This window comes from Xanthomonas sp. LMG 12460, from assembly GCF_009192895.1.
Lineage (GTDB): Bacteria > Pseudomonadota > Gammaproteobacteria > Xanthomonadales > Xanthomonadaceae > Xanthomonas_A > Xanthomonas_A sontii.
The window spans coordinates 15,778-28,173 of sequence record NZ_NKUH01000065.1 but is presented as its reverse complement, the minus strand read 5'-3'; the positions used below and the strand labels follow the sequence as shown (position 1 = coordinate 28,173).

General features: G+C 69.1%; 6 protein-coding genes, 1 pseudogene and 1 CRISPR repeat array. Of the genes and pseudogenes, 4 read left to right on the top strand and 3 right to left on the bottom strand.

Annotated elements, in window-relative coordinates:
• Positions 1 to 115: 115 nt before the first annotated feature.
• Positions 116 to 1,261, bottom strand: a pseudogene (locus CEK66_RS13785) (acyl-CoA dehydrogenase family protein); the annotation flags it as partial.
• A 126-nt stretch (positions 1,262 to 1,387) separates the two neighbouring features.
• On the opposite strand from CEK66_RS13785, the gene CEK66_RS13780 reads away from it, so the two are divergent.
• The 4 genes from CEK66_RS13780 to CEK66_RS13765 all read left to right on the top strand — a co-directional run bounded on the left by CEK66_RS13780 (position 1,388) and on the right by CEK66_RS13765 (position 7,370).
• Positions 1,388 to 2,377: a metalloregulator ArsR/SmtB family transcription factor gene (locus tag CEK66_RS13780; RefSeq protein ID WP_193312655.1), complete on the top strand. Its 990-nt coding sequence runs from the start codon at positions 1,388 to 1,390 to the stop codon at positions 2,375 to 2,377.
• Positions 2,374 to 3,519, top strand: coding sequence for a homocysteine S-methyltransferase family protein (locus CEK66_RS13775; protein WP_152237283.1), 1,146 nt, complete (start codon positions 2,374 to 2,376; stop codon positions 3,517 to 3,519). Before CEK66_RS13780 ends, CEK66_RS13775 begins: the two co-directional genes overlap by 4 nt.
• 103 nt (positions 3,520 to 3,622) lie before the next feature.
• Positions 3,623 to 6,385, top strand: a complete 2,763-nt coding sequence (gene metH, locus CEK66_RS13770) for a methionine synthase (RefSeq protein ID WP_152237282.1) — start codon at positions 3,623 to 3,625, stop codon at positions 6,383 to 6,385.
• Positions 6,386 to 6,458: 73 nt separating this feature from the next.
• Entirely contained in the window at positions 6,459 to 7,370 is a 912-nt protein-coding gene (locus CEK66_RS13765) for an NAD(P)-dependent oxidoreductase (RefSeq protein ID WP_226978609.1), read from the top strand.
• A gap of 250 nt (positions 7,371 to 7,620) precedes the next feature.
• A CRISPR array of direct repeats spans positions 7,621 to 9,229; the repeat unit is 31 nt; unit sequence GTCGCGCCCTCACGGGCGCGTGGATTGAAAC.
• A 120-nt stretch (positions 9,230 to 9,349) separates the two neighbouring features.
• Here the strand turns inward: CEK66_RS13765 and CEK66_RS13760 are convergent.
• Complete coding sequence (locus tag CEK66_RS13760; RefSeq protein WP_226978608.1) at positions 9,350 to 10,207, bottom strand: transporter; 858 nt, start codon at positions 10,205 to 10,207, stop codon at positions 9,350 to 9,352.
• A 39-nt stretch (positions 10,208 to 10,246) separates the two neighbouring features.
• On the bottom strand, positions 10,247 to 12,394 hold the full coding sequence (locus tag CEK66_RS13755) for an acyltransferase family protein (protein WP_152237281.1): 2,148 nt from the start codon (positions 12,392 to 12,394) through the stop codon (positions 10,247 to 10,249).
• Positions 12,395 to 12,396: the final 2 nt, after the last annotated feature.

The following is a 12,396-nucleotide window of genomic DNA, read 5'->3' as shown; positions in this document are numbered from 1 at the left end:
TATCGTTAGAGGGCGGCGGATGAGTTACGCCAAGCTGGACGAGCCGTCGAAGGAGTTCACGCAGATGCAGGAAGCCGGCCTGGCGCGGCATCAACCTGACCGGTAAAGCCGGGACCCGGGACCCCGTCTCGTTACGCGCGATCACCAGGCGCTGGATCTCGCTGGTACCCTCGTAGATCTCGGTGATCTTCGCATCGCGGAAGTAGCGCTCCAGCGGCATCTCCTTGGAATAGCCCATGCCGCCGTGGATCTGCACCGCCTGGTGGGTGATCCACATCGCCGCCTCGGAGGCGGTCAGCTTGGCCACCGAAGCCTCGGTGGTGAAGCGCTGGCCCTGCCCCTTCAGCCAGGCCGCGCGCAAGGTCAGCAGCAGCGCCGCGTCCAGCTTGCACTTCATGTCGGCGATCTTGGCCTGGGTCATCTGGAACGCGCCGATCGGCGAACCGAACGCCTTGCGCTCCTTCACGTACTCCAGGGTGGCTTCGTAGGCGGCGCGGGCCAGGCCGATCGCCTGCGAGGCGATGCCGATGCGGCCGGCGTCGAGCACGCTCATCGCGATCTTGAAGCCCTCGCCCGGCGTGCCCAGCACCTCGTCGGCGCTGGCCACGTAGTCCTGGAACTCGATCTCGCAGGTGGCCGAGGCGCGGATGCCCAGCTTGGGCTCGGTCTTGCCGCGGTGGAAGCCGGGCTTGTCGGTGTCGACCACGAAGGCGGTGATGCCGCGCGCGCCCTTGTCCGGCTCGCTCATCGCGAACAGCACGATGTACTTGGCGACCGGGCCGGAGGTGATCCAGCTCTTCTTGCCGTTGATGACGAAGCTGCCGTCGTCCTGGCGCACCGCGCGGCACCGCATCGCGGTGGCGTCGGAGCCGGACTGCGGCTCGGTCAGCGCGAAGGCGCCGATCTCGCGGCCTTCGGCGATGGCGCGCACATACTTTTGCTTCTGTTCCTCGTTGCCGTTCTTGAGGATGCCGGCGCAGAACAGCGAGTTGTTGACCGACATGATGGTCGAATGCGCCGCATCGCCGGCGGCGATCTCGACCATCGCCAGCACATAGGCGATCGGGTCCATGCCGGCGCCGCCGTACTCTTCCGGCACCTCGATGCCCATCAGCCCGTTCTCGCCCAGCAGGCGGATGTTCTCCAGCGGGAATTCGCCGGCACGGTCGTGGTGCTCGGCGCTGGGGGCGATGCGCTCCTGGGCGATGCGCCGCGCCACGTCCTGGATCATCAATTGCTCTTCGGTAAAGCTGAAATCCACGTCGAACCCCTCCCGGGCATATTGGTCCGGCCATTGTAGCCGTGCCGACCATACGCCGGCGTGTGCAACTTGACCGGAACCGCCGCCCGGACCAAAATATCTCTATATCGCGATAGGAAGATATTTATGGATCTGGAGGACTGGTCGTCCCGGCTGAAGGTCTTCGCCGACGCCACCCGCGTGCGCCTGCTGGCACTGCTGGAACAGGAGGAGCTGACTGTGGCCGAGTTGTCGGCCATCACCCGCCTGGCGCAGCCGCGGGTCTCGACCCACCTGGCCAAGCTCAAGGAGGCCGGGCTGGTGCGCGACCGCCGCGCCGGCGTGTCGGCCTATTATCGCTTCGACGAGACCCTGCTGGACCCCGCGCAGCGCGCGCTGTGGCTGGCGCTGAGCACCGGCAGCGACGACCCGCTGCTGCGCCAGGACGCCGAGCGCGTGGCCGCGGTGCTGGCCAACCGCGCCGCCGACCAGAACTGGGCCGACTCGGTGGCCGGCGACATGGAGCGCCACTATTCGCCGGGCCGCACCTGGGAAGCGCTGGCGCGCACCGCCCTGCCGCTGCTGGAAACCGGCGACGTGCTCGACATCGCCTCCGGCGACGGCGTGCTGGCCGAACTGGTGGCGCCGCACGCACGCCGCTACGTCTGCATCGACACCAGCGCACGGGTGGTGGCCGCGGCCAGCGAACGCCTGCGCCGGCTCGGCAACGTGGAGGTGCGCGAGGGCGACATGCATGCCCTGCCCTTCGCCGATGCCAGCTTCGACCTGGTGGTGATGATGCATGCCCTGACCTATGCGACCAAGCCGGCGCAGGCGGTCTGCGAATCGGCGCGGGTGCTGCGGCCGGGCGGCCGCCTGCTGCTGTGCAGCCTGGCACGCCACGAGCACAAGGCCGCGGTGCAGGCCTACGGCCACGTCAACCTCGGCTTTTCGGCCAAGGAACTGCGCAAGTTCGTCGGCAAGGCCGGGCTCGAAGTCTCCAGCCTGGAAACTGTGACCCGCGAGAAGCGCCCGCCGCACTTCGAAGTGATTTCGTTGATTGCGGGGAAGCCGGGAATCGGGAGTGGGGAATCGGGATTGGAGAAGGCAAAAGCCAAGGCGGAGGCAGGAGCATGAGTCGCGCGGCTGTTTCACCAATCCCCAATGCCCAATCCCCAATCCCGGGCCTGCACTGGCTAAACTCAGAGCGCACGCAAAAACTGCTGCAGGCCCTGTCCGAACGCATCCTGATCATCGATGGAGCGATGGGCACGATGATCCAGCGCCATGGGCTGCAGGAGGCCGACTATCGCGGCGAGCGCTTCGCCGAGGGCTACGACGCGCAGGCCGGGCACGTGCACGGCCCTGGCTGCGACCACGCGCCGCAGGGCCACGACCTGAAGGGCAACAACGACCTGCTGCTGCTGACCCGGCCGGAGGTGATCGCCGAGATCCACCGCGCCTACCTCGATGCCGGCGCCGACCTGCTCGAGACCAATACCTTCAACGCGACGTCGATCAGCCAGGCCGACTACCACCTGGAACACCTGGTCTACGAACTCAACAAGGCCGGCGCGCAGGTCGCGCGTGCCTGCTGCGACGCGGTCGAAGCGCTGACGCCGGACAAGCCGCGGTTCGTGATCGGCGTGCTCGGCCCGACCAGCCGCACCGCCTCGATCAGCCCGGACGTCAACGACCCCGGCTTCCGCAACACCAGCTTCGACGAACTGCGCGCCACCTACCGCGAGGCCATCGACGGCCTGATCGACGGCGGCGCCGACACGCTGATGGTCGAGACCATCTTCGACACGCTCAACGCCAAGGCCGCGCTGTACGCGATCGAGGAGGTGTTCGACGCGCGCGGCGGGCGCCTGCCGGTGATGATCTCCGGCACCATCACCGATGCCTCCGGCCGCACCCTGTCCGGGCAGACCGCCGAAGCGTTCTATGCCTCGGTCGCGCACGGGCGGCCGCTGTCGGTCGGATTGAACTGCGCGCTCGGCGCCAAGGACCTGCGCCCGCACGTGGAGACCCTGGCGCGGATCGCCGATGGCTACGTCAGCGCGCATCCCAATGCCGGCCTGCCCAATGCCTTCGGCGAGTACGACGAGACCCCCGAGGAAATGGCGGCGACGCTGCGCGAGTTCGCCGAGTCCGGGTTGCTGAACCTGGTCGGCGGCTGCTGCGGCACCACCCCGGCGCACATCCGCGCCATCGCCGAGGCCGTGCGCGGGCTGCCGCCGCGCGTGCCGCTGGCGGCGCCGGCGCAGGCCGCCTGATGTCCGTCGCGCGCACGCCCGCCGCCCCCGCCCGCGCAGTCCTGCGCGGGCACGCTGCCGCCTGCGCGTGCGCCGGCACCTCCCCGTTTTCGGAACGCTGACCATGTCCTCCGCCCGCCACACCCGCCTGTCCGGCCTGGAGCCGTTGCTGCTGACCCCGGACCTGCTGTTCGTCAATGTCGGCGAGCGCACCAACGTCACCGGCAGCGCGCAGTTCCGCAAGCTGATCAAGGAAGAGCGTTACGAGGAGGCGGTGGAGGTGGCGCGCCAGCAGGTCGCCAACGGCGCGCAGATCCTCGACGTCAACATGGACGAGGGTCTGATCGACTCGGAGAAGGCGATGGTGCGCTTTCTCAACCTGATCATGTCCGAGCCGGACATCGCACGCATCCCGGTGATGGTCGACTCCTCCAAGTGGAGCGTGATCGAGGCCGGGCTGAAGTGCCTGCAGGGCAAGAGCGTGGTCAACTCGATCTCGCTCAAGGAAGGCGAGGCGCCGTTCGTCGAGCACGCGCGCAAGGTGCTGCGCTACGGCGCCGCGGCGGTGGTGATGGCCTTCGACGAGGTCGGCCAGGCCGACACCTGCGCGCGCAAGGTGGAGATCTGCACCCGCGCCTACCGCATCCTCACCGAGCAGGTCGGGTTCCCGCCGGAAGACATCATCTTCGATCCGAACATCTTCGCCGTGGCCACCGGCATCGAGGAGCACGACAACTACGCGGTCGACTTCATCGAGGCCACCCGCGAGATCAAACGCACCCTGCCGCATTGCCACGTCTCCGGCGGCGTGTCCAACGTGTCGTTCTCGTTCCGCGGCAACGAGACCGTGCGCCAGGCGATCCACTCGGTGTTCCTGTACCACGCCATCGCCGCGGGCATGGACATGGGCATCGTCAACGCTGGCGGCATGCCGATCTACGACGAACTGGACCCGGAGCTGCGCGAGCGCGTGGAGGACGTGATCCTCAACCGCCGCCGCGACGCCACCGAACGCCTGCTGGAGATCGCCGAACGTTACAAAAAGGCCGGGAATCGGGATGCGGGAATCGGGAACCGGGAAAAGCTGGCGTGGCGCGAGAAGACGGTACGCGAGCGCTTGAGCCATGCGCTGGTGCATGGCATCGACGAGTTCGTCGAGGTCGATACGGAAGAGGCGCGGCAGCAGGCCGCGCGGCCGCTGGACGTGATCGAAGGCCCGCTGATGGACGGCATGAACGTGGTCGGCGACCTGTTCGGCGCCGGCAAGATGTTCCTGCCGCAGGTGGTGAAGTCGGCGCGGGTGATGAAGAAGGCAGTGGCCTACCTGCTGCCCTACATCGAGGCGGAGAAGCTGCGCAGCGGCGACACCGGCAAGTCCAACGGCAAGATCGTCATGGCCACGGTCAAGGGCGACGTGCACGACATCGGCAAGAACATCGTCGGCGTGGTCCTGGCCTGCAACAACTTCGACGTGATCGACCTGGGGGTGATGGTGCCGACCCAGACCATCCTCGACCGCGCCCGCGCCGAGAACGCCGACATCATCGGCCTGTCGGGGCTGATCACCCCGTCGCTGGAAGAGATGACCCACGTCGCCCGCGAGATGCAGCGGCAGGGCTTCTCGATGCCGCTGCTGATCGGCGGCGCCACCACCTCGCGCGCGCACACCGCGCTGAAGATCGACCCGCATTACGCGGCGCCGACGGTGTGGGTCAAGGACGCCTCGCGCGCGGTGGGCGTGGCGCAATCGCTGATCTCGCGCGAACTGCGCGCGGCCTTCGTGGCCGCCAACGACGCCGACTACGCCGAGATCCGCCAGCGCCACAAGAACCGCGGCGACGCCAAGCGCCTGGTCTCGCTCGCGCACGCGCGCGGGCAACGCTTCGACGGCGGCTGGGACGCCTACACCCCGCCGGCGCCCAGGCAGCCCGGCCTGCACGTGTTCGACGACTACCCGCTGGACGACCTGGTCCCGCTGATCGACTGGACCCCGTTCTTCCAGGCCTGGGAACTGGCCGGCAAGTTCCCGGCGATCCTCACCGACGAGATCGTCGGGCAGCAGGCCAGCGAGCTGTACCAGGACGCGCGGGCGATGCTGCAGCGGATCGTGGAGGAGAAATGGCTGACCGCCAAGGCCGTGTTCGGGCTGTGGCCGGCGCAGTCGGTGGGCGACGATGTTGTCGTCCTGACGGACCGGGAATCGGGAAACGGGAATGGGGAATCGTCAGGCGCGACCGCGCCGCTCGACCATTCCCGATTCTCCATTCCCCATTCCCTGCACTTTTTGCGACAACAGGTCGACAAGCCCGCCGAGCGCCCGGACTTCTGCCTGGCCGACTTCATCGCCCCGCACGACAGCGGCAGGCAGGACTGGATCGGTGCCTTCGCGGTCACCGCCGGCATCGGCATCGAACCGCACGTGGCGCGCTTCGAGGCCGCGCACGACGACTACAACGCGATCCTGCTCAAGGCCCTGGCCGACCGCCTGGCCGAGGCGCTGGCCGAACGCCTGCACCAGCGCGTGCGCACCGAGTTCTGGGGTTACGCCGACGACGAGGCACTGGACAACGAGGCGCTGATCGCCGAGCGCTATCGCGGCATCCGTCCCGCGCCCGGCTATCCGGCCTGCCCCGACCACAGCGAGAAGCAGACCCTGTTCGCCCTGCTCGACGCCGGTCGCAATGCCGGCATGTCGCTCACCGAGAGCTTCGCGATGCTGCCGACCGCCGCGGTGTCCGGCTACTACTTCAGCCACCCGCAGAGCCAGTACTTCGTGGTCGGCCGGCTGGGCAAGGACCAACTCGCCGACTACGCCCGGCGCAAGGGCGTCTCGCTGCAACAGGCCGAACGCTGGCTGGCCTCGAACCTGGACTACGATCCGGAGTGAACCCACGCCGACCGCAGGCGCTCCCATAGCGCCTGTGCCGCCCCACGCGCCTTCGAGTGCAGCGCCGATGCCCATGTCCACACCGTCCCCATTGAAGATCGTGGTCACCGGCAGTGCCGGCCGGGTCGGCCGCGCGATCCATATCCGGCTCGCGCGCGCGCACCGCGTCAGCGGCCTCGACCGGACGCCCTGCTCCACCGCCGACTGGGTCGGCGACCTCGACGATGCCGCACTGCTGGCGCGCGCACTGCAGGGCGTGGACGCCGTGATCCACACGGCCGCGCTGCATGCCCCGCACGTCGCGCATGTGCCGGCGGCGCGCTTCCGCCAGGTCAATGTCGACGGCACGCGCCGCGTCCTGGACGCCGCGGCGGCGGCCGGCGCGCGCCGCATCGTGTTCACCAGCACCACCGCGCTGTATGGCGACGCAACCACTCCCGACGGCAGCGCCGGCTGGGTCGACGAGACGCTGGCGCCGCAGCCGCAGACCATCTACCACCACACCAAGCTGGAGGCCGAGGCGCTGCTGCGCGAAGCGGCCGACCAGGGCGGTCCGAGCGTGCGCATCCTGCGCATGTCGCGCTGCTTCCCGGAACCGGTCAACGTGATGGCGGCATTCCGCCTGCATCGCGGCATCGACGCGCGCGACGTCGCCGAGGCCCATGCGGCGGCATTGCGGCATGCCGGGTCGGCAAGCGCGACGTTCGTGATTTCCGGCGCCACCCCGTTCCTGCGCGAAGATTGCGCCGAGCTGCACACCGCGGCACCGGCGATCCTGCACCGCCGCGCGCCGACACTGGTGGCGGCGTTCGCGCAACGCGCCTGGGCACTGCCGGAACGGATCGATCGCGTCTATTCGCCGCAACGGGCGCTGGACGCACTGGGCTGGCAGCCGCGCCATGGTTTCGCGGAAGTGCTGTACCAATACGACACGCACGTGCCCGAGGTGTTGCCGCCCAACGACGGGCGCGCCGTCAGCGACTGAGCGCCTGGCTCTGATCGGCACACCGGGTTCGGATGGCGGAGCAAGGACGTGCGCCGTCGGCGCGAACCGGAAGCGCCCGGGGTTTTACCGGCCGGTTCGCGAATCCCGATAAGCACTTGATCGAAAAAGCGAAATGCCTGGGCAGCGTGAAACCGGGCAAGGCAGCCCCGCCCGCTGCACGTCGCCGCACGCCCGTTTCGCGAAATCGGCACTTTTTCCTTAGTCCCGGCCGGCAGTTATGCTGAGGGCTGTCGCGCCCTCACGGGCGCGTGGATTGAAACCGGCACCGGACCCGGCGCGGAGGCTACCACGTCGGTCGCGCCCTCACGGGCGCGTGGATTGAAACCTGCACTGCGTGGCGTCTCAGATCGACATCACCTGTCGCGCCCTCACGGGCGCGTGGATTGAAACTCGACCGTGATGCCGCTGACGAGGTCCGCGCCTGGAGTCGCGCCCTCACGGGCGCGTGGATTGAAACTCGTCCATGCCCATGTACCGCTTGAAGCGGTTGGTCGCGCCCTCACGGGCGCGTGGATTGAAACCGCAGCTACGCGGATCACCCGCGGGTGCTGGTGGACTGTCGCGCCCTCACGGGCGCGTGGATTGAAACCCGCAGAAGCCGGCGCCTCCCGATCCGCCTGGATGTCGCGCCCTCACGGGCGCGTGGATTGAAACACAGCCGGCCAGTTGTCGGCCATCGCGGCAATGCCGTCGCGCCCTCACGGGCGCGTGGATTGAAACCGCTTGTCCAAGCGCGAGAAGCGCAGCGCCGACATCGTCGCGCCCTCACGGGCGCGTGGATTGAAACCACGAAGGCGCGGCGGATGCGGCGGCCGTCGTCGGTCGCGCCCTCACGGGCGCGTGGATTGAAACCTATCTGCGCTGCCCTGCCCGCTCTGCGCCACTTTGTCGCGCCCTCACGGGCGCGTGGATTGAAACCCTGTTGAAGGTTGATGCGTGCATGTTCGCCCCGGTCGCGCCCTCACGGGCGCGTGGATTGAAACTGGCGCAATGATGTCGTGCTGCAATCCTTCGCGTGTCGCGCCCTCACGGGCGCGTGGATTGAAACGCCTTAGCTACCCCGTCTAAGTAGGTCAGGTGATGTCGCGCCCTCACGGGCGCGTGGATTGAAACACGGCCCAGGCCACGCCGGTTTCGGCCGGGGCGTGTCGCGCCCTCACGGGCGCGTGGATTGAAACCCCTTCATGATCCCCGTGCAGTCGATGCTCATCAGTCGCGCCCTCACGGGCGCGTGGATTGAAACTCCAGTTTCAGGTAGGTGATGGAAGCGGTGGCGGGGTCGCGCCCTCACGGGCGCGTGGATTGAAACATCGCAACTGCATGAATTTCTGCGGCTTTTGCCGTGTCGCGCCCTCACGGGCGCGTGGATTGAAACGCGCTCTCCAGCACGCCGATTTGGGTGCGCGACGGTCGCGCCCTCACGGGCGCGTGGATTGAAACATGTCGGCGGGCATCTGCGTCGCGGAGTCGAGCCCGTCGCGCCCTCACGGGCGCGTGGATTGAAACCGCAACGCCGTTGAGGGGAATTGGCCGCGCTACTGTGTCGCGCCCTCACGGGCGCGTGGATTGAAACTGCGCCGGCGTGCTGTTCGCCCTGCTCGTGATGGGTCGCGCCCTTACGGGCGCGTGGATTGAAACGACTGGCCGACGTGGTGCTACATGCCGATTGCCGTGCCGCGCCCTCACGGGCGCGTGGATTGAAACCCCGTGCGGGACAGCTATGACAAGTACCAGGTGTCGGTCGCGCCCTCGCGGACGCGTGGATTGAAACGACGATAGACGGCACCCGTTCTAAGAGCGTTCCCTCGTCACGTCATCACGGGCGTGTGGATTGAAACTCCTTGCCGGCAGGGACTCGCTCACGCATGCCTGTCCCGCCATCCAAGGCGCCTGGGTGGAACCGTGCAGGCCCTTGGTTGCGCGGAGGAGCGATTCACGCCATCACCGCACCATGGACCTCAGCGCAGTAGCACCGAAATGCCGAGGCCGCCCTGCCAGTCCGGGGTCTGCGACGACAGGCCGCGCAGCACCGACAGATCCAGTTGCACGCGGTTGGCGAACAGCCAGGTGACGCCGCTGCCAAGCGCGCGCATCTCGTCCTCGCCGCCGCCGATGCCGGCCTCGACGTAGGCGCTCAGCGTGTCGCCGGCGTAGAAGGTGTAGCTCGGCGAGACGCTCCAGCCGGAGCCGTCCTCGCTGTCGCTGACATTGCCGTACAGCGCCAGGCTACGCCCATCCGGCAGGTCCCAGCCGGCGCTCACGCCCAGGTCGTAGCGGTGGCCGGCATCGCCGTACGGCGCGCGCCCGACCGGCAGGCTGGCGCTGCCGAGCAAGGCCCAGCTGACGCGGTCGCTGGCGCTGGGCAATGCCTGCTTCAAGCCGATGCTGGCGTCGCCGCCACTGTGCCCGCGCTGGTCCTGCCCGCCGCCGCGCACGCGCTGCCACACCTGGCTGTCGATCGCCAGCTGCAACTCGGTGCGTGCGCTCAGGCCGAACCGCAGCCGGCTGTTGGCGACGTATTCGGTGCTGCGCACGTCGCCGTCGCGGTCGTAGCTGCCATCGAAGAACGCCTGCTCCCAGGCCAACTGTCCACGCTGCAGGGTGGTCGAGGCGAAGCCGATACCAGGCCGGTCGAACGCCGGCGCGTCCTCGGCGCAGGCCACGCCGGCAGTGCCGGTAGTGGCCGCCAGCAGCAGCGCCCCGCGCAGCAGCGCATCGCCGCGGCGGCGCAACTGCCACCGGCGGCCATGGCAGGCGGCGACGAACGACAGCACCGCCCGCGATCGCGGCGGCGCGAGAAAAGGCAGAACAGGCATGCGCGAACTCCTTGCGATGCGGGAGCGGAGGGCTGCGCCTCAAGGCGCCGGCGGCGAGTGTGCCTGGATCGCCGCAATGTGCGATGTGAAGCCCGGCAGCAGCACCCGGTTGCCGTAGCCGCTGAGGTGATCGGCATCGAAGAACAGCGGGCGCCCGTCGCGGCTGCCGCTGCAGCGCTGCGCGTCGCACAGCAGCGGCAACGGATCCCACACCGAGGCATGCGGCAGCTGCGCGGCGATGCGCTGCAGGCTCTGCAGCACCGGCGCACGGTAGCGCTCCATGGTCGCGCGTGCGATCGGGATGCCGCGCGCGCAGATCGGATTGCCGCGGTTGAACCAGTCCGAACAGCGATACGGCGGCGCGCGCAGCACCGGCTTGGGCGCTTCGAAGACGATACGCACGCCGCGCTGCGCCAAGGGCTGCAGCAGCGCGACCGCAGCCGCTTCGCCAGCGCTGCGCGCGGCCTGCGCCTCGGCACCCTCCTGCTCGGCCATCGCCGCGGTCTCGTCGAACAGGCGGTCCTGATCGGCCAGGCGCAGCACGCGCAGGGCGGGCAGAAAAAGTACATCGCCGTCGCGCGCGTGCGCGCCGACGTCGGCCAGGGTGCTGCGCTCATAGGCCTGGCAGCCGGGATTGCTGGCCTGCCAGGCCTGCAGGCCGACGATCGGGCAACCGCCGACACCGTAAAGTCGCACCGGCACCCCGCTCTGCAGCGCGAAGCGCCGCAGCAGTTCGTTGTAGGCCAGCGCATGCGAGTCGCCGGCCACGAACACCTGGCCGCCGTCATCGCGGTTGGGCAGCGTGCAGGCGCCGCGCTCGAACAGCTTGGCGCCGCCCACCTGCACCGGCACCTGGCGGGTTTGCAGCGCGCACTGCGGAAACTCCCGGCGCAGGCCCTTGGCATAGGCGTACCAGTCCAGCGGATGCCGGCTGACCGTGCTCAACCCGTAATAGCGCTGGACGTTCTGCAGCAGCGCATGGGTGCCGCCGGCGAGCAGCACCAGGCCCAGCCCGGCGACGATGGTCCGCGCCGGCGTGCGCGCGCGGCCGATGCGGCCATGCCGCCACGGCAGCTCCACCCAGCGGTACGAGGCCAGCGCCAGCAAGGCGACCAGCAGCAGCGCCGCGGCTCTGGTCGGCGCCGATTCCAGACCGACGGTCCAGCGGAACAGCACGAACACCGGCCAGTGCCACAGATACAGCGAGTACGAGACGCGGCCGATCGCCACCGGTACGCGGTGCGCCAGCGCGCGCCGGATCCAGCCGGCCGGGGCGCCATGCAGCAGCGCCAGCAGGGCGAGTGTGCCCAACACCGGCCACAGTCCATCCGGCCACGGCGAGTGGCCGGGACGCGCGCACCACAGGCCGACCACCACCGCCGCCAGCGCCATCGCCAGCAACGGCGAACGCCAGCTCCAGGCGCCCGGCGGCGGCGCCTGCGTCCCGGCCTCGAAGCGTCCGCGCAGCGCCAGCACCTGGTACAGCAACACGCCGCTGCCCAGTTGCCAGAAGCGTGCGGTGGTCAGGTAGAACACGGCCGCCGCATCACCGGCATCGCGGCTATGCCGCCAGGCGAACGCCAGCGAGGCGGCCGAGGCCAGCGCCACCAGCAGCGTCGACCACACCCGACCGCGGCCGCCACGGTTCCAGGCCAGGAACAGCAGCGGGAACAGCAGATAGAACTGCTCCTCCACGCCCAGCGACCAGGTATGCGTGTACGGATTGAATTCGGCCTTGGGCGAGAAGTAATCGTTGCCGGTCGCGGCCAGCACCCAGTTGCTGAGGCCGACGAAGGCCATGCGCCCGGTCCTGGCGCTGGTCTCGCTGAGCCAGGACTCGGGAATGAACAGGCCGCTGGCCAGGGCCGTGACCAGCAGGCACACCACCAGGGCCGGCGCGATGCGCCGCAGGCGCCGCGCATAGAACTGCGCGAACACGCCCAGCTGTCCGGCCGCCGGCAGGCGCTGCAACGACGCGCTGACCACGAAGCCGGAGATCACGAAGAACATGTCCACGCCGGTGAACCCGCCCGGCAGCCATGCCGGATCGAGGTGGTAGGCGATCACCGCCAGCACCGCGATCGCGCGCAGCCCGTCCACGTACGGCAGATAGCCGCCACCGGTCTGCGCGTGCGGCGGCGTGTGGCCGCGCCCGGCGGCCAGCGTGCCCGTCCCTGGCAGCGCCACGT